This is a genomic window from Chitinophaga agrisoli (assembly GCF_008386695.1).
Taxonomy (GTDB): domain Bacteria; phylum Bacteroidota; class Bacteroidia; order Chitinophagales; family Chitinophagaceae; genus Chitinophaga; species Chitinophaga agrisoli.
This window is the reverse complement of the sequence record NZ_VUOC01000001.1, coordinates 1234620-1259112: the sequence shown is the minus strand read 5'-3', so window position 1 is coordinate 1259112 and position 24493 is coordinate 1234620. Positions and strand designations below refer to the sequence as shown.

Here is a 24493-nt window from a genome sequence, read left to right as displayed (position 1 = left end):
CCCTGAGGGCGTAAAAAACCCTCCCGTAATACGGGAGGGCCAAAACGCTTTTCACCACTTTTTGTTGTTGTGTCCTGGAGATCTGATGCGGCTTGCTAACAAAGCAGATAAGGGATAAAGGGATGCTCGTATCCGGTTTTTTCAATTTTACTTTCTGGCTTTTCTCATGACATTGTTAACAAGCATGTATAGCACAGTGATCTCAGTCATTACGATGCAATGTAATACGATAGCTGGCATAACTTAAGCAAAAATAACATGCTACCCTACTAAGATAAGACATTTACTTTCCTGTATGCCTACCATTTCGTGTGATTATTCCAGCGCCGCTATTTCAAAAGCCCGTCTTTCACTATACCCTTATACACTTCGCGGATACCTTCTTCCAGAGGTATCCGCGCCTTCCAGCCAAGGCCACCAAGTTTGCTGACGTCCATCAATTTCCTTGGAGTGCCATCTGGTTTGGAGGTATCAAACATTAGTTCTCCGTTGTAGCCAACTATTTGCTGTATCAGCCGCGCCAGATCTGCAATGGTGATGTCGTCCCCCACGCCTATATTGATCAGGCCGGCTTCATTATAATGCTGCATGAGAAAAAAACAGGCAGCAGCCATATCATCTGCATGCAGAAACTCCCTTTTAGGAGTACCGGTACCCCACACCACTACTTCCGGAACGCCTTTTTCTTTTGCTTCATGGAACTTACGCAAAAGGGCGGGCAGCACATGTGAGTTCTGCAGGTCGTAATTATCATTAGGCCCATACAGGTTGGTAGGCATTACAGAAATGAAGTTACAGCCGTACTGGTCGCGATAGGCATCGCACATCTTGATACCGGCTATCTTGGCAATGGCGTATGGTTCATTCGTAGGCTCCAGCAGGCCTGTAAGCAGGTATTCCTCTTTAAGCGGCTGTGGGGCCATCTTTGGATAGATACAGGAAGAACCCAGGAACATCAGCTTTTGTACGCCATTTATGTACGACTGGTGAATAACATTGCTCTGGATCATGAGGTTGTCGTACAGGAATTCCGCCCGGTAAGTGTTATTGGCTACAATGCCGCCTACTTTGGCTGCCGCCAGGAATACATAGTCCGGCTTTTCTGCTGCAAAGAAATCAGCAACTGCATGTTGGTCACGGAGGTCCAATGCTGACGATGTACTTGTAACGATATTATTGAAACCTTCACTTTGTAGCTTTCTCATGATTGCTGAACCCACCATACCACGGTGTCCCGCTACGTATATTTTCTGATGCTGCTGCATGTTATTTATCTCCTATTCGAATTGATTCAATACTTTATAACCTGCGTCACTCAGCAGCTTTTCGCGGCGGAACAACTCAATATCAGCCAACACCATTTCCTTCACCAATGCTCCCAGGTCATATTTTGGCTTCCATCCCAGCTGGTTTTGCGCCTTGGCAGGGTCGCCGATCAGGAGGTCCACCTCAGTGGGACGGTAATAACGGGGATCGATGGCCACTACTTCCTGACCAGTGCTCAGATTAGGGATAGCTGTGTCAAAGCTGCTTACGACCGCTTTTTCATTTTCCCCGCTGCCTTTGAATTCGATACCGATACCTGCTTCTGCAAAAGCCATACGGATAAATTCCCTGACGGTAGTGGTAATGCCGGTGGCGATCACATAATCCTCAGGCTGCGGTTGTTGCAGTATGAGGTACATGGCTTCCACGTAATCTTTTGCATGGCCCCAGTCACGTTGTGCGTCCAGGTTACCCATATATAATTTATCCTGCATACCCAGCGCTATTTTAGCTACTGCCCTGGTGATCTTGCGGGTAACGAAAGTTTCTCCGCGCAGCGGGCTCTCGTGGTTAAAAAGGATGCCGTTGCAGGCATACATGTTATAAGCTTCCCGATAGTTAACAGTGATCCAATAGGCATACAGCTTAGCCACCCCGTATGGAGAACGGGGATAAAAAGGCGTTCTTTCTGATTGCGGCACTTCCTGTACCAGGCCATACAGCTCTGAGGTGGAGGCCTGGTAGATCCTGGTCTTTTCGGTTAACCCGAGTAAACGCACGGCTTCCAGTATCCTGAGGGTACCAATACCATCCGCATTGGCTGTATATTCGGGCATTTCAAAGCTCACTTTCACGTGGCTCATGGCGCCCAGGTTATAGATCTCATCAGGTTGCACTTCCTGGATAATACGGATCAGGTTAGTAGAATCCGTAAGATCGCCGTGATGGAGCTTGAAATGCACATTCTGCTCATGCGGGTCCTGGTAGAGGTGATCTATACGGTCTGTGTTAAAAAGAGAACTGCGGCGCTTAATGCCATGCACATAATAGTTCTTACGCAGCAGGAGATCAGCGAGATAGGCGCCGTCCTGACCGGTGATGCCTGTAATAAGGGCTTTTTTCATGTAAGTGCGTTAAAAATCATAATACAATTGCCTGAACGTGCTACGCAAACCTACCTGGAATATCAGCTCGCTTGTACGGCCCAGATCATTGCTTTCCCTGCGGGCAATTACGGATGTTTCCAGGCGTAAATTATATTTGGGGTTTAGCAAAAAGGCCAGGGTTCCCTGCAGATAAAGCAAATTAGTTCCCAATCCATTCCCGATCTTGTTATCAAAATCCTGTGTACGGGTATAGTAGGACTTAAATATATCTTTTCCGTAGTTAGTATTGGCGGTATCCAGCCCATAGTGAGCATACATTACTTCGCCACGGAGGAACCAGCGCTTGTACCTGTAATCTACAATATTTACCCACTCTACAAAATTAGCGCCAAGCGGATCTGCAAGCGGTTGGTTATAATGTCCGTAGTTATTAAGTGATGTGCGCTGTGAATAAGTGAACGGCCTGGCAGCATTTACTTCTGTAAGGCCGTTCAGATTGGCAACTTTGAAGAGATTGTTGGAACGGAAGCCCAGCTGGCCGCTAAATTTGTTACCCCACCAGCCGGTGCCCTTCGTAAACTCACTTAGTTTAAATTCATCCAGGAGGAACTGACCATACACGGCGCTGTTGCGGCTTACAGCGTACTTGAGATTGAGTCCCAGGATCGCATTGTCTGAAGAGCCAACTGAAAACTCCACAGGGCGCAGGAAAATAATAGGGTTGATATAGCTCATGTCAAAGCCCCGTTTACCCAAAGAATCTGAGTCCTGCCAGATCACACCGCCAAAAAGGCCTGCAGAAAACTTTTTACTCACGTTCCAGTCAAGATAATTGAATACCCCCCATTTTTTCCGGTAGCCGTTATCGTAAGAGGCTTTGGGATAACGCATGTCTATAAACTGGGCCCACATGGTGGTATACTGTATACGACCTACGTTAGCCACTATTTTAAAGAAGGGATAGTTAAACGGCACATCGGAAAGCAGCATGGAGCGGTAGCCATCACCAATAAAATTTTTATCATATCCCAGCTGGAAATTAAAGTGTTTGCCTGCTCTATAGTCAACAAGCGCGGAAGCATATGCAAAATCAAAAGCTTTTCCGTTGCTATAGTCTTTCCATTCGCCCTGGCCGGGAACAACATGGTTAGCACGGCCAAATTCGTCCACATACTTCGGAAATTTCCCCTGGTTCTCGTAGAACTCTGTATAGAAAGTAAGGTTATCGCCTATTTTACCGCCGGCCACCACGCCACGGGTATTCAGCCATGTGGTGCCATTCCTGTTGGTGTGCCCCACCTGCAAATCCGGTAGAAAGCTGGCATAAAACTCATAGTCCTCCCCGCTGAACTCCAGCAGGTGCTCACGGAAGAGTTTACGATGAAACCAGCTCCTTTTTTTGGTGGTATCATCTGGCAGGGCAAACACCGGCTGCACCATATAGTCCCTAAGGGAAGAATGATAATTAGTGCTATCCGACACAGGCTGGTAGAAACCCAGCGAATACTGGCGGCCGGCACTTTGGGCCTGCACCTGGCAGGTACACAAGAGGCAACCTATTGTTAGCAAAGCTAACATATGGACTTTGGGAAGCATAAATAATGGTTTGTAAGCGAATGAGCAAAGATATGGATTATATAAAATCTACAAGTTTTGCTTCATTATATACTTTGAGGGCTCATCCGGGCGCCCCGCTGTGGATCCCCTCCGGCTGCACTTGCCGGATAATGCGGATCGGATTGGCAGCCGGCCGCATTTTTGCGTTATTGATGCGCTGTACTATAACAAAAAATGAGTAGTTAAAATTAAATTCTTTTGTAATTTTATTTTTGATTGTTGAGCCGCTGTAACTATTGTAATACAGTAACTTTGCTTTTTATACAAAAAACACATATGAGTAAAAGTATCCTGCTGGGTTTAAATGAGTTAAATTTCGAATATATTGTTGGCTATTGCAAAAAAGGATTACTTCCTACGTTTAATAGGCTTATTAACACGTATGGTTATGTGCAAACAACGTCTGAGTCGGAATATAAATTATTAGAACCCTGGATACAATGGGTAACGGTCCACACAGGCAAAACATACAATGAACATAAAGTATTCAGGTTAGGTGATATTGTAGAAAGGGAAGACCTTGTGCAGATCTGGGAGGAAATGGAAAAAAAGGGCAAGAAGGTAGGCGCCGTTTCCCCTTTCAATGCGGCTAACCGGCTGAATATACCGAGCTTTTTTGTTCCCGATCCCTGGACACTTACGCCGCCAAGCGGTTCCTGGCTCATCCGGAAACTTGCCCTGGCTGTAAGGCAGAGCGTGAATGACAATGCCCAGGAGAGATTACAGCCCGCCTCTATAGCTGCTATCCTGACATCAATGGCAACGTATATTCCCTTCACCAGGTATGCTCACTATTTTAATCTGGCTACTGCTAAAGGAAAAGTTGGTATGAAGGCAATTGTACTGGACTCCCTGCTGGCAGATGTGTTTATGCACCAATGGAAAAAGCACAAACCGGACTTTTCTTCTCTTTTCCTGAATTCGGGCGCCCATATCCAGCATCACTATCTGTTCAATTCAGCAATATATGAAGGCACCCTTAAAAACCCCGAATGGTATTGCCCTAAAGAGGAAGATCCACTGTTAGCTATTTTAACCGAGTACGACAAGATCCTTAACCGGTTAGATGCCGAAGGAGTAAAGTTATATATTGCCACTGGCCTGCACCAACAACCACATCATCATACTACTTTTTACTGGCGTCTGAAAGAACACGCTGAATTCCTGGGTTTAATCGGTATTAAGTACAAGTCCGTTGTTCCCCGCATGTCCAGGGATTTCATGATCGAATTCGATAATAATGAAGATGCGCTGGCCGCGGAAAAAATTCTGGAAAGCTATGTTAGCCAGGGCGACGAAAAAGAGATCTTTGAGGTGGACAATCGCGGAAACAGCCTGTTTGTAGAGTTAATTTACCCCAATAATATCGAGGATGACTTCTCTATCAAATCTTCCATCGGTGCTCCCACAGTCAATGAGTTTAAGAAGCGGATTGCTTTTGTGGCAATTAAGAATGGAGAACACCACGGCGTTGGCTATTTTATGACCAACTTCAAACACGCTTACCCTACGGAAATGCCTTTGGCCCAACTACACGATATTTTGCTGGAAAGCGTAAATTAATTCGTTGGCATGAGGATTTAGTACCTGATTACGGACATCAGAACTGCGCTAAAGTTCTGCGGTTAATAGTTCTTCTTTCCCTGTCAAAGAACCATCCCCATTTGTTGAAGTAATACAACGTAGACTTCAGGTATACCTTGAAGTTACGAATGTCCCTAAAAGACTTTCTTTCATGCAGGTGATATACCGCCACTTGTGGAAAGAACACGGCATCGTATTTTTCGCTAACCCGGCGGGTGATATCAATATCTTCCGTATACATGAAAATCTTTTCATCAAACAGGCCAATCTCCTGAAGAACCCTGGTATTGAATACCAGGAAGCAACCGGAGAGAAACGGGGCGTTTATGATCTTGTTATATCCGGACTTCCGCAATTCGAACCTTTCATTTAACCGTTCCAGGACCCAGCGGACCGGTATGAAACGTCTGATGAAGAAATCGAACGGGGTGGGCAACAATTTTGCCAGGTATTGAATGCTACCGTCTTCATTGAGTATCTGAGGCATCAGCACGCCGGCCCTGGGATGAGATTGCATATGTGCCAGAATTGGTTGTAGCACATCCTGTTCATAAACGATATCCGGGTTCAGCACCAGGTGAAAGGGCGAAATGTCCAGCACCCGGCGAAACGCTACATTATGCCCGGCCCCAAAACCAGGATTGGCATTGTTGAATATGTATTCTACCCTGGGATCGCTACTGATATCGCGGAGTGAATCGTCCGGAGAATTATCGACAAGGTACAGGCGAACGTTCAATGTCGTTCTGAGAAAGCTTTCAATTGCCTGTGTCAGCAGCTTGCGGTCATTTTTATATAATACAATTGAACAGGTAATATCAAACATACAGTAAATAGACGTTATTTCTCAAAAGAGGGTAAAATTACCAAATATAATCGGAAATTATTTGACTGATAATCAATCGATAAGAATTTAATAAAGTCAACTATGCCTGAGAAAAGACCCTCTCTCAGGCAGGCAATGCCGGGGGACTGGCAGCCGAAGTTGAAAGGCCCGGCCTTACTGCGCCGGAAATGATCATCATCATAAAAAACCCGGTAAAGATCAGCGGCTCCGAACTAAGGCCCACCACCACCATAAAAAGGAGCAGCCACCGGTTGCCCATGATAGCCCGCTGTAAAAAAAGGTATCGCATGACAATAATGCCTACGGGGATCCCGAAGGAAACAAAAAGCAGCATGATGGAATTGGAGTTACGCCGTACTTCCAGTAACTCGGCAGACTGGAAAAAACTGCTGGACTCCTGCGCTTTCAGATAAACATCATTGCCAAACCCAACCCCAGTCAACCAGTTATCCTTGATCATGTTAAGGGAAACCATATAATCGTAGGCTCGTACCAGAAATGACCCATTGTCATCTTGCAGCTTTGACTGAAAATTGTCCAGGATAAAAGGAAGAATCGGAATGCAGAGCAACAGCAAGGGAACGATATATGCAATGTTTTTACGGATAACTCCTTTAAAAATGACCAATGACTGAACCACCAGCAGCATGAGCCCGGTTGTGGAAAAGGTTGTGAAGATCAGAAATGCAGATAGCACCCCCACAAAAACGTTCTTCTTGCGCAGGATACTTATATAAAACAGCAGATTCAGGTAAATCGCCAGCACACCGGGTTCCCAAAACAAGCCCTGATTCCGGAAAATACTTCCCCCTGCGAAATCAAAGAGGGATTCGTAAAAGAAAATAAATGAAAAGGTCTTCACCTTTAATATCTCCAGGTCAATATCCATTAAAAATGGACCAACCGCGAATTGTATAAAGAAATTCAACAAGGCATGCCAGGCAATGACCTGCAGCAGCTTATAGATCATGTCTTCCATATTCCGGCCGCTGAGGCGGAAACAAAGCACCGCCAGCCATGCAATAAAGAACCGGAACAAGAAATTTGGGAATTCTTCATCAATCAGCTGGTGTGTATTTTTGAGCTGAAAGGTGATCAAAATGATTATCGCCATGAAGAAGAAGCTGCCACACCTTACCAAAGCTGTCTGGTTATAACCCGACCGGAGTACCAAAGTCAGTCCCAGCAAAACCATGATCAACAAAAAGAAAACCACGCCGCCCAGCATAATAGGCAATACGCCTCCAGACGACATGATCAGCAAGAAAAGCGCTATATATAAAAGAGATTTCTCCAAATTTGTCCCTATTTATACAGACCCTTTGATTCCATTTCTTTGAGAGACTTGCTGTATTTATCCTCCTGTGCAGGCTGCCCTGTCACCCATTCAGCAAATCGATGTATACCCTGGGCAATGCTCACCTTAGGCTCAAATCCCAACAGCGACTTGATCCTGGAAATGTCAGCAAAATTGTGACGGATATCGCCGATACGGTAATTGCCGGTGATGGTATACGTGCAGTCAGACGCATACTCTTTTAGCAGCATTTCCGTAATTTCCGTAACGGTAGTTGCCACCCCAGCGCCAACGTTGAAGACTTGTCCATTTGCCGCCTCTTTTTCTAACCCCAGCACTGTTGCATCCACTACATCCGAAATATAGACGAAATCGCGGCTTTCCTTTCCGTCTTCGAAAATATTAATATCTTTTTTGAGCTTGATCAGGTTAGAGAAGATCGAAAGAATGCCAGTATAAGGATTGGACAGTGATTGTCCGGGGCCATATACATTCTGATAACGCAGCGCAACTGGTGAAATACCGATCGCTTTGCAAACCGTCATCACCATTTGTTCCTGGTTCTGTTTGGTAATACCATATACAGATGTAGGATGGATCTTAGACTCCTCATCTGTAGCCACCAATTGAAGCGGGGCATGGCAGCCGGGATACTGCACTTCAAAATTGCCCTTAGCCATCTCCTCATCAGCCCTGGCTTCCGGATATACGACACCAAGTTCTTTGCTAATGTATTTGCCTTCCCCATAAATAGCACGGGAAGAAGCGATGATCATTTTTTTGACGGAGTGCGGTTGGTTGGTAAGATAGTCCAGGATCAATGCTGTCCCTCCTAAGTTCACCTGCACATATTTTTCGATCTGGTACATTGATTGTCCGGTTCCGGTCTCTGCTGCCAGATGAATGATGGCATCCTGACCGGAGATTGCCTCCGCCACGGTTGCCTTATCGCAGACATCTCCCTTAATGAAGCGGGTTACCTTATCACGGATCGATAAGTACAATGGGGAAGTTGTTTCAGGTGAATGACCATGGATCTGTGGAGAAAGATTGTCAAGGACAGTCACCTTATAGTTTTTTTCAAGAAGTTTCAATGCGAGGTTGGAACCAATAAAACCTGCACCTCCGGTAATAAGAATATTTGTCATAATGTTCAGGTATTGAAAAAATGATCAGCACGATCATTCTACGAAAGCGCCATCAGGTGTGGTTTTTTTCCATGCGCTTTCCTTCAGGCAATATCTTTTAATAATTTTGGCGGGAGCTCCTACCGCTACGCAATAATCCGGAATGTCGTTGATCACCACTGAATTAGCTCCTATCACACTTTGTTTTCCGATATGAGCGCCCAGCACGCAAACATTCTCTCCCAACCAGGTCCCGTCTCCAATAGCAACCGTTCTATTCTGTATTACAGGTTGATGCATAACTGGCACATGAATATCAATATACTGATGCAGGTTATCGGAAATATAGACCTTATCTGCAGTCAGCACATTCTTACCGATTTTAATGGAGTGGGTAGCATAGATGTGGTTAAAATTGCCGATTACGGAACCATCTCCAATTTCCAAAAGACAATCTGGCATACCGGTTAAAGGTTGGGCAGCCAGCCATGTTTTATAATTTATTATAACTTGATTGCCCAACGAAATGTTGTTATGCCCGGTAATACGCAGCGGGCAAATAATACGGACTTTCCCACCAAGATACCGGAATCGCCCTTTACCAAGCCAGTAGTTCAACCGGGCATCTAAGCTGTATAACAAGGATCTCAACATTCTATTCAGTTTTCCTGTTTGAGCAGCAGCCGGTTAACGTAGTGGTCAAGTTTATTCTTCGCCGGCAGATTTACTGGTTGATAGGATTCAACATATAGTGGCAGCAGCGAATATTGAACTTGTAAAAGTAAGCGGTCATTCTTCTGCGGAAGCATACCTTTATGGATACCGAAAGTATCTACAAGAAAAAGGCTGCCCTGAGGCTCCTCAAAAGACTTGATATTCTCTTCACCGAAGGTTGCTTTGATCTCATCATCCTGATACCTTCGTATCTGCGTGGCTTTGTTTATGTCGTGAGAACCTGAAACATAGATATGAGGCCCATCTGTGCTGGTTACATCTGTAAGATAGACGAACAGTTTGAGAAATTTGAAATCGTCAACATCTCTATGGAAAAGCTGGGCATGTTCAGCTTTCGAGCGGCCGGCAAATGACCACCAGCAGTTGATGTTCGAAATGGTGGGGACGGCTCCTAATACCTCCTGAACAATTTTAAGTATTGCATTATCATTAGCGATATTGATTATGATATCATTTTTAATCAAATCTTCTCTGTGATAATGTGCTGTATGGCATGTAAGTGGCGCCTGAGCGGGATCAAACTGACCTACTGCCCGATTATGGGGATCAAAACATTTATAATTTTTCAGCGCAGCCTTTATTGCTTCGACCTGAGATTGCGAAAGGAGTTGGCCCAGATTGGTAAATCCTTTGGACTTCAGGGAAAGGATGTGCTCTTCTACATTAGGAATATCAAGCGTTTTGGTGCCGGCAACAGGCCGGTTACCAACCATTCGTTTAATTATATTGATAGAGGCTTTACGCAAAGGCAATCCGGTTACAGACCTTTGCCATTTGAATAGCCAGAAGTCAGGCCTGGCAGCTCTTTTTGCTTTTCTTAACAATGTATTGATCATGTCCGACAAAATTATATAAAGTTAAGCAAGGTACTTCAGAATTTCCCAATACATCATAATTAAATTTATTAAAATGTATAACTATATACCCCTTCGCACGTTGATTAGTAGAACATCTTAATACACCCATATTTCATCACATGCGATGACAGGAGTTTTTGATGGGGCCCAGGCCCAATCGGGAAAGTCTGACAGGGGAGTCGCTGTTACGCGGATGAATCTGAACCTGTTATTTTTACCGGTGGCGATCTTGAATGGTACAAGTTTAACCTGACGGTCTATTTTAACAGGCTCCGGTACATTGATAGTCTGTAAAGTGATATAATCTGTTCCGTTTGAGGAGACTTCCACCTTGATCGAGGCCGGTAGGAACAAATTAAAACCAGGATTGTAAAGAAAGCTGGTTTGGATAGAGTCTGCTTTTAAGCTTTTGCCTGCGTCAACAGTGGCTATCATCGGGTGACCTTTGAAATGAAGCCAGTTGTAGGAATAATCACCTAATCCCGCAACACCGTCTGTTAAGGCTGCTGCTCCTTTTCCCTCAAATCTTTTTTCATACGGAAATTTCAATGACACTTTCGCGTTCATTGCCATATTCTGCCTTACGGGTGCAGACAGAATTTTCCTCTCTTCCGCAGCGTATGCCCCCGGAGAAAGGCCGAACTCTGCAACCTGCACGCCGCCTACCTTTACGCCATTATCAAGAAATCTTTTTAACACGCCCTGCAAAGTATCCTGTGTAACCGTGCTTCTGCTCGCCGCATTATTGCTATATAAACCTCTCTGGCCTTTGCCGTAATAGCGCGCCTGATGAAGATAAGTGAAATCCTGTGTGAGTTGTAAGGCCCCGATTCGCTGCAGCAGCACTGAATTTGACCCTACCGCTTTTTTTGCTTTTCCAAGCAGGTCGTTATACTGGTCAAGATACTTAGGCGAAAGGAATGTATTTGCACCGTCTGCTACGTTACCAAAAATATCCATTATCGCATGCGTCTTCACAGCAGCATTTCTCATAGCGGATAAGTATTCGCGTACAGATGGACCAGCAGGGCCATAGTATCCGTCTGTAAATTCCTGGATCAGCTGGTCTACGTTAACATCCGGGTTCCAAAGCAATTTTGCGAGCACATATCCCTTTAGTTCTCCCATATCAGTATACCCGGGGCCGCTTCCCTGTTCCAGCACACCTTTGATCATATTTTTTTTCATGAACTGAAGGTTGGGTTGAAAGATGGGAACAATAGGAAAAGGAGCAAGATAGGCTGTGAATTGAGCACAGTAATCCCATATATATATGTTATCCGTGAGTTTTCTCCAATTCGCAAGGTCCTTAATAAAATTCTCAGCGGAAGGTGATTGGGTAAATGGAAGCAAGCGGTCAGATTCTATACTGGTGAGTTGCACAATTACATTAGATGCAGGTTTGGCGTATTTAGGCGCCTGTTGAGTATAACCATGTGCGAGGAACGTAAATTTAGCCTTCGGAAAATGCGCTGCGATCTTATTCACCATCAGCACAAGGTTTCCCGCAACGGATCCTTCCCGCGCTGTTGTGGGAGCACAAAGGGGGCATTCACAATATCCGGGACCGGTGTTAGGGCTAATAGACCAATATTCTGCATTGGGATTAGCATTCATCTTTCGTTGGAGTGAATCAATTATGATCTTGATTACATTCTCATTGCTGGTGCATAACTGGTTGGGGACCCTTTTACCTTTTACTAAACCAAAATATTCCGGATGGCTCTTGAAGTAAACTGAGGCAGGAACAAATTTTTCGTATGTGTCGCCCCATGAGCCCCAAAGTTTGGTAAATTGATGCAACTTATGCCAGTCTACGTACTCCTGGTCTCTAACACCAGGGAAAAACGCTTCCCGGTATTCAAAAGCAGGATTTTCATAAAGGGATAAGTTTGCAGGTATTGAAACTGTCCGGGATTGAGGGATCTGAGGAGGGCCAGTATACCATTTACGGCACCCAAGGTATTTTTCAATAAACGTGTAAACACCGTATAAAGTGCCTTTTGTTCCCGCGCCTGCTATGACCAGGTTCTTTCCTTCACTCACAATTGCGTAGCCATCTTCCCTGATCGTTGTAGCTTTTAGGAGGCGGGCAGCTAATTTGGTGCTGCCTATGCTGATCATGGCTGCATTCTGTCCATTTTCTTCCCGGATATCAAGCCTGGCGCCGGTCACTTTCTGGAAATAATTTTGCAGTACTTCAGCGGATTTTTTCTCCGTTTCTGAAGCGTTCCCGGGTATTATAATGTTGTAGGATGATTTACCGCCATCGGCCAATTTAATTGACTGCGCATTGCAAAACGGTTGGCAGGAAACAACCAACGCCAAAAGGAAGAGTAGTCTGGATCCTAATACTGACATGACACAAAGTATTACATGTTATTTATTCACAATATCTCGGAGAACCGGTTACGTGTGTAGACAGCAACTGTCTTTTGATGTAAGGTGATTTTGTCTTTCATGGCAGAGGAAGATAGGGCTAGATTGTCGATCTCCCGGGCAAAATCCTGTTCTGTATTGCATTCGATCAATCCTTGCTTTAGCCCGGAAGCAATTCCTTCTAAGGCAATTTCCGTGCCTATTACAGTTGTTCCGCAGGCCAGGGCCTCAAGTACCTTGAATTTTACGCCGGCCCCCTGGAATAGTGGCGCAATCAATGCCTTAGCGCCAGCAAGAATTGGGTAAGGATTATCCACAAAGCCTAACAATTCCACTCCAGGTATTGTTGACAACGTGTCTTTTTCCTTTTTGTCCATCCCACCTCCGATAATTTTGAGAGGAACACGCTGTTTAAGAAGTGGATAAACATGGTGGATGAACCATTTCAAACCATCGAGATTTTCACTTCGATTCCATGCTCCGTAAAAACAGCAATAGCCCGATTCAACGAAATCCGTATCCTTCAGTTGGCCTATCAACGGAGAAAGAAATGGACTGACTACGTAAGCATCCTTGCCATAGTAGGCATTTACCAGTTCTTTATCCTTCTCACTGAACGTAAGTAATGTCTTTTTTTTCCCGGCTAACATTAATCTTTCTGAAAGGAAAACCCATTTTCTTGTAAGTGCCTGAAGTACTCCGGATTTACGGGTGTATTTCTGGTAGATAACGTCATGCAACATCAGATATCGCATTGACCGGGGCGTAAAAAGACCATATAGAAATACCTGGGAGAAGTCCAGATATATGCAATTATACTGATTGCTTTTGCGGAGCAGCAGCCAGATAAGGCGAAAGGACAGGCGGGAGGTGAAAAACGGATGCAAAAAAGGCATCTTCAGGATATTCATCAGTTTTCTCCCCATCCCAAGTGGACGAGCAGCCAATATACGTATGCCAGGATGTTGCGGTTTATACTGGTGATCCCCATATTGAAAAAACACTATATCAATCAGATGCCCGCGATTGGCGAGGTCTTCCAAAAGCAAACGTGTATAGTTCTGGCCAGCTGTTTTATCGCTGGGTGGAAATGTGCTGATAAAGAGTATCTTATGTTGATCTTGCATTTGGGTTACTTGTATTATTTACTATACAAAAAATTCAGTTACCCAATTCCTGAGCAATAATGTTGACATGTTTGCGGGTGATGCCTGGCGCTTAAAGAAATGCGGGTCAATGACCGGGTGAGACCTGTCTATGACGAGTACGCTATCTGGCGAATAGAACGCCTCCTCCATGATATATGGATTAGTCGTAATGAGTTTTTTCCCCATTGAAAGCACTTCAATGGTACGCATTGTCAAGCCTGCCTGCCCTTCAAAATTGATATCTATAACCGCTGATGATTCATTCGTAAGCTGAACAAATGTATTATATGGGATCTTTTCATAAATAAACTCATCCGCTTTTGCAGCTCTGTATGCTTTATGGCCCAAAAGCTTTTTGCGGTAAAACGAAAACTTGCTTGTGATCAGCATGGGCTTGCAGGTTAGGCCATGACGGCCAGCCTCCTTTCCTAATTGTTGGAGGATCTGATAGCGATCGCTGTAGTCCACCCCTATGAATACCATATCATACCTGGGTGACGATGGAACAGCGGGATGTTCATTGTTGTGAAAAAGTGGCTTATAGCGAAGAAAAGGATATTTTTTTACGTCTTCCCGGTCAAATGAATAGGCTGCGTCATACTGATCAAGTACTAATGCTGCCCGGTGATTAAACTTAAGCGAATCCCAATGATAGTTTATAAATTTTGCATTCGGAAACTGCCTTTTCATCTTAAGGAGCAGTGTTCTGGTGATTGTTTCACCATGCACGATAAAGACAAAACCAAATGACGCGCCATCCTTGATGGATCGGAGATTCCTCAGGAAATGAATATTCGAGTAAGCATACGCCAGGGCTTTATGCAGATATCCAAGCACTTTATATATGAAGCCGTATTCCCGTTCTGGTACAAAATACACTTCTGCTCCATGCTCCCGGAGCGTGGCAGAGATTTTTAAATGATAATCATAGAATATCGGACCAACGAATAGTATTTTTTTATGTTGCAATATTCCCATGTGTACCTTTATTTATTGTGATAAATCCGATAAATGGATAATGCCATTCTGAAGGTCGCTTTCAGGTTTCTTCTTAGGAGCGTATAACCGGCGCCTGATCTTTAAATACACGCCCAGGGCAGTGAGGAATGAAATGGTTGCAACGCTCGATTCTACTACTATAAAATAATATAGCTGGATATTATGGAATTGAAGGATCCCAAAAATGCCACCTGCCATGCATAGCAGGCCAATAATGTTAACCGTAATGATGGCGCGGTACTTGAATGCTGCGTTAAATATGATTATTGGAATAGTATTAAATCCCATGAAAAACAAAGAAGGAAGCATCCAGTAAACAAGGTGTATCTGCGGCACATGTTTTGGAAAGAAAAATGGGACCAATATACGTACCAGTAAGGCAGTAGCAGTAACGAAAGCTACACCGTATGCGGCAATAACAAGTGTATATCGTCTTATTACCAGCCGAAACTGTTGAAAATCTCCTTCGGCAAAGGTTCTCATTGCAGTTGGAAAATACAGGTTACTCACTGAATTGGGCACAATCATGAAGGCAGCTGAAATAATTACACACAGAGAAAGCCTCCCTAATTCTTCAACCCCCATAACTTTTACAATTGCCCATCTCTCGATCTGTATATTGATGTAAAGAAAAGTGGAGGTTAAGTAAGGTACGAATCCATAATATAAAAGCTTCCTGATCATAGCCCTGCTCAAGGTGAACCTGAATGGGCGCAGGTATGGCACCTTGATCATTGCTGTTATGCAAAATAAGATCGGCGCAGTCGCAGTTCCCAAGAGCACACCGTGTAATTTCCAGAAGACTATTGCTGGTAATGTAATAAAAGAGGCAGAAGCGGAGATCAGGTTGATCGTATTCAATGGCTTGATATCACCTTTGGCCAGCATCATGCAGGTAAGCCAGTTGTTATAAAGGGAAAGGGCGCCGATCAGGATCCCGAATACAGCAATGTAAGCAGGGGTACTGCCACTATGGGTTGTTAAGATCAAAATGGGAAGCGAAATTCCCAACATGACCATAACATATGAAGTAATAGTATTGTTTATATCGAAGTTCTCCTGAAGTATTGAATAGGCCTTGTATCCGCCCGTTACCATGCCTAATTGTAACATGGACATGATCATTATTAGTATTTGCACAATGCCAATAAGCCCAAGATCATAAAAATCAAGGTACTTCATACTAATGAAGGTGCGGATAAATGACAGACCGCTCAAAGATATGTTCAAGGTAACATAACTTATCTTTGGATTGCTATATAGTTGTCTAAAGCTGAATTTCATGATTTACCAACTCGATTGATGAAATTCCCCATGGGCACAGTGCTTTGGCATGCGGTTCCATATTGATTATTTGTATACATACGCAGGTATACTGCTTCAGGCCATCCCCTATTGACTCATATAAAGAAAATGCATCATTAGGTGGCTGCTTGTCCCCGGCCTGAGCGGGAACAAAAATGTCGATATGCTCACCCTGAAATTTATAAACAGCAGCGGAAGCGCTATTAACAGTTACAAGCATTTCTGCGGCCCCAACTTTCGAAGTAAATTTGCCTGTTATACGAACGGCATTGTGCTCACCCCTGTTTTGAGCAAGTATAACACAACATGCATTGCCCGCTCCAATGAACTTTTCCTTAGCAGTGGCCATGATCTCGGATTGGCTTAGGGCAAATCCCCTGTAGAGGTATGGATGACCTTCTTCCTGCTGATATAATATTTGTTCAGGAGGATCAAAATCAAGCCGGCTCCTTAACTTTTTTGCCGGTGATCCTACGTAAACAGTATAAGGAGGAACATCTTTGGTGACCACTGCATTTGCGCCAATTACCGCCCCTTTTCCAATGTTTACACCAGGCATAACGACCACTCCCCAGCCAATCCAGCAATCCTCTTCGATCTGGACCTTTTTACCAGAAAAAGGGAATAGCCTGTCCTGGTCCTTAATCAGCATAGCAGGATGGGTAAATGCCACATGAGTGCCGGAAGATATAAATATATTTGAAGCCAACAGGCAATACCGCTCGATCGTTACGTTACCAATGATCCGGCAATTGTCATTGATCGAAGTGAATGGTTTGATCCATACACGTTCATTAGTATAAGTATGAATTTCTGTCTGATTTCCTATATGGCAGTTTCCGGATACAATTACATTGTGCCCGGTAAGCTGCTGAGCCGGCGAAGGATACAGCATTATTTTAGACCGGAATCCAAAGGAAGCTGAGCTGTCAACAAAGATCCTCCTCCTGTTCTTCTTCAATAAAGGCAGAATAGGTCTTCGCTTGAATCCTTTCAGAAGCCGATGATATATTTTTTTTACGATCGTCATAACCAGCTTATTGTTAAATCTCCAGCTGTTTTTCAATAGCGTGTGTTACGGCAGCTATATTATCGCTTGTGCACAAATTGGCGTGGGGATACGGATTGCCAGTATTGGCATGGCGTATCATCTGTGCGACGAAATGTTTCACTTTTTCGGCAGAAGGCTTTGCATAGCTGAGAGCCCTTAACTTTTGCCGTAGTTCCTCGTATGATTGGATCTTATTAACACCGGGACATTGGTTATAAAAAACCTTTCCCAATACAAATACCGGTTTGCCTAATATTAAGCCTTCAAAACCAGCCGTGCTTGTCAAGGTCACAATAGCTGTAGCTTCTCTGATCAGATCAGATGTAGGGATTTCTGCCGGTAGAAAAAGAATATTGGAATAGTTACGTTGCAGCTTCCGAAACATATTTGTAAGGAACATGCCCGGTTGCTGCGGATGTTCTTTTACTACCAGGATCTGATTCGTTTTAAGACACTTGGAGATATTCTCCATAGTGGCTACCTGGTTGGAATAAAATTCAGACATGTACCTCAGCGTCGCTTCCGGCTCAAAATGCATAGGGTAAAAAACGAGCTCAAATTGCTTGAGCTCTTCCGGCTTCCTGTACTTTCTGAACAGAGACAGAAAATATAACCTCATCTGTGTTCCAAAGACCTGCTGCGGATTTCCAAATACCGCAAGCGACTTGTTCCTAGAGTGTTTTGCAGATTGTTTCTTTGCCAGGAACCAACGCTTAAAAGACTTCAGAAGCACAACAGGATTGCCGCGCTTCTTGAGATTCTGCGCATAGAAGGGGGCTCCAGCCCCCTGCCGCACTTTTTCCATATACATCTCAGCCCTGGTAAAATCTTCATCTCCCGGTTGGATCTCCTGGATGCGCTGGTCAAGTTCGTTGTACATCGGCGTATGCTGAAAGTAAAACGTATTTGGAACCGGTAGGCTCATCCATGAGTAGTAAGGTATTTCACGTTTTTTTGCTTCAATAAACAGCACCTCTGACGCTTCAATGGCCACTGTTTCATTGATAACAGCATCTGCTTTCCCTTCTTCCAGTGCAAAACGCCAAAAGGCGATCTCCTTTCCTAATATCGTCCGTCTTTCTGCAAGGGGAATGCTGCCCATAAACCGGTCAGATGCGAAAGACGTCAGAGAATAATTATCAGGGAACTGATCCGGGGTCAGCGTGTCGTACATCTCTTCGAAGCATGCAAATACGGGCTGTCCTTTTGCTTCCACTCTCCGTTTTTCTTCCAGTGTAAGCGTAACATAGTAAGCATCATATTTCGGGCTACGAAGCAAAGGAAAAAAATCCGCCTGATATTCACGTGCAAAAAACAATACCTTTTTCTTCATACTACTTGACAATTATCCGGCATTTTGATTTGTTAATGGAACATATCCATTCTGAACGGCATGCCTCTTTTCAAGGCCTGCGTAGCTCTCTTTCCAATGACCGTGTCAAAAAAACGCGGATGCAGCCCATCGCCTGGGCGAATGACCCTAAGATTCTTCTCAGTAAAAGTACCTCCCTCCGGAATATCTTCGACTACATATATCGACCGTTTGAAGTTCATACTTTTCTTCTCTGCCTCCTGCACGCCATACTTAACTTCTCCCAGCGCTAAAAAAGCCCTTTCCGTTTCCTGCACCAGGGCTTTAAATTCATGAGGCTCCAGTGAAAAAGCACTGTCAACGCCCCCTTCTGCGCGGCTAAGGCAAAAATGTTTTTCAACAACACGGGCGCCTAAAACAACAGCCCCAACGGCAGCGCCTATACCCATCGTGTGATCTGATAATCCCACTTCGCATTTGAACATTTCCCTCATATGCGGAATTGTAAGCAGATTTGTATTTTCAGGCGAAGCGGGATAAGTGCTGGTGCATTTTAGTAATACAAGGTCGTTACATCCGCTGTTGCGAAGGGTTATCACACTTTCATCAATATCAGCAAGTGAGGATACCCCTGTTGACATTATAACAGGCTTACCTGTGCGCGCAATTTTTTTTAATAAAGGATGATGATTGTTCTCAAATGACGCTATTTTATGGCAAGGTGCGCCCAACTCTTCAAGCAGGTCAACAGCTTCCTCATCAAAAGGGGTAGAAAAGCAAATAATACCCAGCTCCTTTGCATAGTCAAAAAGCGGCTTATGCCACTCGTAAGGGGTCATCGCCTCCTGGTATAGCTCATAAAGATTTCTACCCTTCCATAATGATTTCTCATCTGTTATATCGAATAGGCCGCCTTTATGGTCAATTGTCATTGAATCAGGTGTATACGTCTGTAATTTAATCGCATCCGCACCTGCATCTTTCGCCGCTTTCACAATACTCATCGCCCTTTCCAATGATCGATTGTGGTTGCCGCTCATTTCTGCAATAATAAACGGCCTGTGGCTATAGCCAATCACCTGCGTATCTATTTTAAACTCCTTCATAGTATCCTGTTAATAATTTGATTTATGCAATACATCTGATCAACGTAAAGGCTTCCGCATATTTCCTGCCGATAACAATGCCCCATCGTTGGGCAAGGATTGTAAGCGCCTCAGGCGAGCGGGGATGCGGATACTTTCTTTTTTCAAACTCATACGCCTCCATTCCCTTCATTTTCGCCTCAAGATCTGCAGGCGATACCTCAATAAATAAGTTTGGTATAAAGTGCCGCGGATCCGAAGAGGCTCTCCACTCTGTACCTGAAGGCGTTTCAAAGGTAATAATGGTTTTTACCTTCTCATGTTCCAGCGGTCGGGTAGCAGTGATTACGCTTTCAAACGTGCGTTGGTGATCAATATTTACATCTCCGCCATGATGCGTAAAAATCACTTCAGGGTCAAAGCTTTGTTTTTCTTTCTCCACTACCTTTATAATATCAAGCAGGTTTACTGCGTCGAATCTGTTATCGGGGAAATCGTATATTCCAACGGATTGGTAGCCTATGGCCGCGGCAGCTTTGTTAATATTAGCCCTGTGCGTTTCCAGCTCCTTTTCCCACAGTTTTACATCTCTTGTCTCCGACCTGGAAGTAATCCCTTCTCCAAGTATAATTGCTCTTATCTGGCAGTTATATTCCCTGATCAGTTTATGCATTGTTGCACCAGGCCCCAGGAGCTCATCGTCCGGATGAGCAACAACAACCATGATCCTTTTATTTCTTAGTAATTCTAACATCAGTTACAATTGCGTCTTTTTTTAGCGATGATCTTGTAAATTCGAAGCGAAAGTACTCATTCTCAATGAATGCATGCGGATACCCGTCGGCATCGAGCATCCGGATAAAATCGTACAGCTTTTCCAATGAATCTATTTCTTTCCCTATTTTGCTTTCTGCCGGCGTCCTCCTCTTAAAAACCGTTCCTTCTCCTTCCTGTGGTTTCAGCAAAGGTCCGGAACTCAAAATTTCCTTTATCATTTCATGAATAACCTTCCCCGCCCTTAGAAATATCTCTTCCGCCGTTCCGTAAAGGTCCAGTTCCTTCTTCATATACACATCGCCGGTATCTATTCCCTTATTTACTTTAATAGCGGAAACCATTGTTTTTGAGTGGCCTCTCAAAATAAGGTTCTGTAAAGGACTGCCCCCACGGCCATATGGCAGATCGGTCATATGGAACACAACACATTCAAACCTCTCATAAATTTCCTTAGGAATAATAAAAGACCAATGCGGAAAAAAGATATATTCCGGCGACAATTTTTCGATCCTATCTACCGTCAGCTCATTTCTGTCATTGATGATATGCGCTCCGAGTTCCTCTCTGCAGGCATCTTCAAGCGCTCTGTGGATCGGATTAGAATTTGCGATGATAATCATACTTCATCAATATTAATCAGACAAGTATAAAAATTACAAAGAGCGCCGGTTATGCTACGCTGCTCTATGAACTGAAAGCCCAGGTTCTCAAATACGCGGTTAGATGCGATATTATCCGTTTTTACAACAGCTTCCAGTAATATGGAATGCCCCAATTCCTTCACAAACCACTCTGTCGCCATCTTGAGCATCGCCGCGCCCAACCCTTTATTCCTGTAGCGCTTATCTATCGAATAATCGATAACCGCTCTCTCCTTTCCTTTTTCCGTATCAAATCTCACCTGCCCCATCTCATCGTTATTCCAGCTAACCACATACATAAAGGCATTTTCATCCTGCTGCTTTGCATTAAACCAGCTTATATGTGATTCACGAGGTATGGGAGCAGTACTCAGCGCCGCAGCCCGCACTTCCGGGTCATTGGCCCAGTTATAGAACAACAAGACATCATCCGCGCAGGCCCGTCTTACAGTCAAAGCATATCTGTCATGCAGCCGCTCAAAAATAAGGCGCAGTCTTTCATCTGACCTGCCATCAAAAAATAAGGCTTGCGCTTTCAAACTTGCTTGTATCCTGGTTTCGTCTATGCTCCCAAATTCTTTCAGGTCAAAAGCTAACCCTTTCTTTACGAAGAAAGACAATACGTCTTTCTGATTATCTGCCGTTTGTTTCAGATATAAAACTCCTCCCAGGGAAAGATATTCATATGATATTGTGCTGGGAGGGCAAATAGCACATGCAGACCTTTTCATCACGGCTATCATTTCTTTCGGCGAAGCATTACGGATCACTTCTGTCTGCAGGCTGGTGCGCTCAAGCATTGCTTTCAGCTCCTCAAAATGCCGGTAGGCACTGCCAAGAACAATATTACATTTCTCTTTTACCCCATTGGCCTCCAAAAAAGACAATATGCCGATCAGGTCATTATTAATATCGGCGCCGCCCAGACAAATAAAAATCTCTTTATCTTTTGCGAGAGATCTGTTCTTTGCCTCCTCCAGGAAATCGCGTCTTAACAGCGCATATTCCGTGCCCAGGTATAACTGGGTAAAAGGTTTAGTGTCATAATCTTCCCTGCTCATTCCGCCCGCGTGGTTTATCACTACATCAGCGAGAAATTTATAGGCGTGAATATCATCAATGCAAACGAGCTTGCAACCTGTTTTTCTTATTATCTCCTGATAAGCTGTATCGAAATTATATCCATCCAGCACTACGATCTCTTCACCTGTCAGTATGCCTGTTAGTTTTTCTGCTTCTTCCAGATAATCAGTGTCAGCCGGTAGTATGTGTACCTCCTGGCAGCTTTCCAATATTTGTTCCCTTAAAACCGGCGAAGGTTCCCTGATAAAAAAATGGCATTCAAAATCATCTCTCAGCATAGCTGCAAGTGCGCAACTCCTTACAACATGCCCAAGCCCTATGCTGCTATTCCCATCCGCCCTGAAATTAACCCGTTTCTTCATGCTCCTTTGTATAAATTCATCAGCCTGAATTTCTGCTCAGCCATCAACCAATCATCTTCACTATCAATATCCTGCACTTCTGTTTGTGATAAGGCCAGCATGCCTGCCCTGGCGGTAAAAAGTGTTTGTTCACTTCTGAGCGCATCCGGCTTAGCCCAATAGAACTGGCCGCTATCATGATAATATTCTTCAAGATCCTGAGAGCGGGTGGTGAGGTGTTCCGGATAGAGCATACTTACCAGGCCGGTTACAGGATCCACCTTTAACGCGCGTTGGATAGGATAGGAGAACTTAACTACCGGAAAAACCGATGTAAGCTGCTCATTCAGCATCTTATCATAAGCCTCTTTCAATCTTGAAGCAGTAATGAACGGCGCCGTGGCCAGTATACAACAAATATTTTCCGGCCCCTGCTGTTTGGCCTCATATGCCGCCACCACTTCGAGTATCACATCTGTCAGCGTTGCAAAGTCGTTGGAATTTTGCCCGGAGCGGAAAAACGGGACCTGCGCTCCGCAGGCTTGTGCCACAGCTGCAATTTCAGGATCATCCGTAGAAACCATCACTTCATCAAAAAGCCCTGTATCCAGCGCTGCCTGAATAGAATATGAGATAATGGGCTTATCCAGAAAAGGCTTTATATTTTTCCGGGGAATACGTTTACTCCCGCCCCTAGCTGGTATAATAGCCAGATTTTTCATAGTTAATAGATCAGCTGAAGTACTTCAATATCCTGTCGATAACGAAATCCTGTTCCTCATTACTTAAGGAAGGATACATCGGTAAGCTCAGGCAATGCGCATAATAATCTTCCGCAACCGGCAAATCACCCTTTTTCCAGCCCTGCTGCTGATAGTATGGCATCAGGTGAACTGGTATGTAGTGTATCTGCGGAAAGATGTTATCCTGCCTGAGCGAGTTATACAACCCCAGTCTTTTCTTCACCTGTATAACATAGAGATGGTATGCGTGAGAGGTATCCTGTTCCTGTAGCTCCAAGCCGAGGCTCTGGATGGCGGGATGCCCCTTGAATGCGGTATCATATCTCTTTGCGATCTCTTTCCTGCGCGCCAGGCCCGCATCTGCTTTCTTCAGCTGGCTCAGACCCAGTGCAGCCTGGAAGTCAGTAAGGCGGTAATTGAACCCTAAAGTCTGCATTTCCATATACCAGCCCGGATAGTTTGTAGCATCCTCACCGGCAGAAGCCAGCTCCTGCCCGTTGATAAATGCATCCTGGTCCCTGGTAATGCCGTGCGTTCTTAAAAGCATCAGTTTTTTATACAGTGCTTCGCTATTTGTTGTAACCATTCCCCCTTCTCCGGCAGCAATATGTTTCACAGGATGAAAGGAGAAAACAGAAAGATCAGCAAAGTTACCATTACCGCAATGCTGTCTAACGCCTTTACTATCCGTAAAATATGCTCCGGGAGAGTGGCAGGCATCCTCTATGATCCATAATCCGTATTCGTCTGCCAACTGCCTGAATGCTTCAAGGTTGACCGGATAACCGGCAAAATCAACCGGGATGATCCCTTTAAATGTATTGCGGGGATGACTCTCAAGTAAACTGCGTACCTGCCGGAGATCTAACAGGTAAGTCTCCGGATCTATATCACAAAAGACCACCTCGCCTCCGCAATATCTTACGCAGTTTGCAGAAGCCGCAAAAGTAATAGCAGTAGTAATTACCTTGTCGCCCGGCTGCACATTAAGCACCATGGCACTTAAATGCAATGCTGCAGTACCATTTGCAACTGCAACGGCATACTTCGCTCCTGTGTAAGCAGCAAAAGCTTTTTCAAACTCCAGTATTCTCGGGCCTTGCGTAAGATAGTCGGATGTAAGGGCACTTATTACCGCATCTATATCATCCTGTTGTATATCCTGTTTGCCGTATGGGATCGCTTTCATGCTA

At 44.4% G+C, this 24493-nt stretch carries 21 protein-coding genes; 1 reads left to right on the top strand and 20 read right to left on the bottom strand.

What is annotated here, in order from left to right:
- Positions 1-329: 329 nt before the first annotated feature.
- From fcl to F0L74_RS05200, 3 genes are read right to left on the bottom strand one after another with little or no spacing between them, the layout of a single operon-like run.
- Positions 330-1265, bottom strand: a complete 936-nt coding sequence (gene fcl / locus F0L74_RS05210; protein WP_149836752.1) for a GDP-L-fucose synthase — start codon at positions 1263-1265, stop codon at positions 330-332.
- Positions 1266-1277: 12 nt separating this feature from the next.
- Entirely contained in the window at positions 1278-2390 is a 1113-nt protein-coding gene (gene gmd, locus F0L74_RS05205) for a GDP-mannose 4,6-dehydratase (RefSeq protein WP_149836751.1), read from the bottom strand.
- A 9-nt stretch (positions 2391-2399) separates the two neighbouring features.
- Positions 2400-3968, bottom strand: a complete 1569-nt coding sequence (locus F0L74_RS05200) for a hypothetical protein (RefSeq protein ID WP_149836750.1) — start codon at positions 3966-3968, stop codon at positions 2400-2402.
- 297 nt (positions 3969-4265) lie between these two features.
- On the opposite strand from F0L74_RS05200, the gene F0L74_RS05195 reads away from it, so the two are divergent.
- Entirely contained in the window at positions 4266-5552 is a 1287-nt protein-coding gene (locus tag F0L74_RS05195) for a hypothetical protein (protein ID WP_213086893.1), read from the top strand.
- Positions 5553-5589: 37 nt separating this feature from the next.
- Here the strand turns inward: F0L74_RS05195 and F0L74_RS05190 are convergent, their stop codons facing one another.
- The 17 genes from F0L74_RS05190 to pseC form a co-directional block, all read right to left on the bottom strand.
- Positions 5590-6399, bottom strand: coding sequence for a glycosyltransferase family 2 protein (locus F0L74_RS05190; RefSeq protein ID WP_149836748.1), 810 nt, complete (start codon positions 6397-6399; stop codon positions 5590-5592).
- 124 nt (positions 6400-6523) lie between these two features.
- A complete protein-coding gene (locus F0L74_RS05185) occupies positions 6524-7717 on the bottom strand; it encodes an O-antigen ligase family protein (protein WP_149836747.1) in 1194 nt (397 codons plus the stop codon).
- Positions 7718-7725: 8 nt separating this feature from the next.
- On the bottom strand, positions 7726-8865 hold the full coding sequence (locus F0L74_RS05180) for an NAD-dependent epimerase/dehydratase family protein (protein WP_149836746.1): 1140 nt from the start codon (positions 8863-8865) through the stop codon (positions 7726-7728).
- Between the two features lie 33 nt (positions 8866-8898).
- A complete protein-coding gene (locus F0L74_RS05175) occupies positions 8899-9498 on the bottom strand; it encodes an acyltransferase (protein WP_149836745.1) in 600 nt (199 codons plus the stop codon).
- A gap of 5 nt (positions 9499-9503) precedes the next feature.
- The gene (locus tag F0L74_RS05170; protein WP_149836744.1) at positions 9504-10415 is read right to left on the bottom strand and encodes a phytanoyl-CoA dioxygenase family protein; all 912 of its coding nucleotides are present in this window, start codon (positions 10413-10415) and stop codon (positions 9504-9506) included.
- A 117-nt stretch (positions 10416-10532) separates the two neighbouring features.
- Positions 10533-12797, bottom strand: coding sequence for a DUF4838 domain-containing protein (locus tag F0L74_RS05165; protein WP_149836743.1), 2265 nt, complete (start codon positions 12795-12797; stop codon positions 10533-10535).
- Positions 12798-12823: 26 nt separating this feature from the next.
- Positions 12824-13942 (bottom strand): glycosyltransferase, encoded by a 1119-nt coding sequence (locus tag F0L74_RS05160; RefSeq protein WP_149836742.1) that lies wholly within the window; start codon positions 13940-13942, stop codon positions 12824-12826.
- Positions 13943-13963: 21 nt separating this feature from the next.
- A complete protein-coding gene (locus F0L74_RS05155) occupies positions 13964-14941 on the bottom strand; it encodes a WaaS/CpsH family glycosyltransferase (RefSeq protein WP_149836741.1) in 978 nt (325 codons plus the stop codon).
- A 12-nt stretch (positions 14942-14953) separates the two neighbouring features.
- Positions 14954-16144, bottom strand: coding sequence for a polysaccharide biosynthesis protein (locus F0L74_RS05150; protein WP_149836740.1), 1191 nt, complete (start codon positions 16142-16144; stop codon positions 14954-14956).
- An 85-nt stretch (positions 16145-16229) separates the two neighbouring features.
- Positions 16230-17297, bottom strand: a complete 1068-nt coding sequence (locus tag F0L74_RS34050; RefSeq protein ID WP_149836739.1) for an acyltransferase — start codon at positions 17295-17297, stop codon at positions 16230-16232.
- 13 nt (positions 17298-17310) lie between these two features.
- The gene (locus F0L74_RS05140) at positions 17311-18651 is read right to left on the bottom strand and encodes a capsular polysaccharide export protein, LipB/KpsS family (protein ID WP_149836738.1); all 1341 of its coding nucleotides are present in this window, start codon (positions 18649-18651) and stop codon (positions 17311-17313) included.
- A gap of 32 nt (positions 18652-18683) precedes the next feature.
- Positions 18684-19736: a pseudaminic acid synthase gene (gene pseI / locus F0L74_RS05135; protein ID WP_149836737.1), complete on the bottom strand. Its 1053-nt coding sequence runs from the start codon at positions 19734-19736 to the stop codon at positions 18684-18686.
- Positions 19737-19758: 22 nt separating this feature from the next.
- Positions 19759-20469 carry a PIG-L deacetylase family protein gene (locus tag F0L74_RS05130; RefSeq protein WP_149836736.1) on the bottom strand — a complete coding sequence of 237 codons (711 nt, stop codon included), beginning with the start codon at positions 20467-20469 and terminating at the stop codon, positions 19759-19761.
- Positions 20447-21112 carry a formyl transferase gene (locus F0L74_RS05125; RefSeq protein ID WP_149836735.1) on the bottom strand — a complete coding sequence of 222 codons (666 nt, stop codon included), beginning with the start codon at positions 21110-21112 and terminating at the stop codon, positions 20447-20449. The genes F0L74_RS05130 and F0L74_RS05125 overlap by 23 nt, the downstream gene beginning before the upstream one ends.
- Complete coding sequence (gene pseG, locus F0L74_RS05120; protein WP_149836734.1) at positions 21109-22578, bottom strand: UDP-2,4-diacetamido-2,4,6-trideoxy-beta-L-altropyranose hydrolase; 1470 nt, start codon at positions 22576-22578, stop codon at positions 21109-21111. The genes F0L74_RS05125 and pseG overlap by 4 nt, the downstream gene beginning before the upstream one ends.
- A complete protein-coding gene (gene pseF, locus F0L74_RS05115; protein WP_149836733.1) occupies positions 22575-23279 on the bottom strand; it encodes a pseudaminic acid cytidylyltransferase in 705 nt (234 codons plus the stop codon). Before pseF ends, pseG begins: the two co-directional genes overlap by 4 nt.
- A 10-nt stretch (positions 23280-23289) precedes the next feature.
- The gene (gene pseC, locus F0L74_RS05110; protein WP_149836732.1) at positions 23290-24489 is read right to left on the bottom strand and encodes a UDP-4-amino-4,6-dideoxy-N-acetyl-beta-L-altrosamine transaminase; all 1200 of its coding nucleotides are present in this window, start codon (positions 24487-24489) and stop codon (positions 23290-23292) included.
- Positions 24490-24493 lie beyond the last annotated feature (4 nt).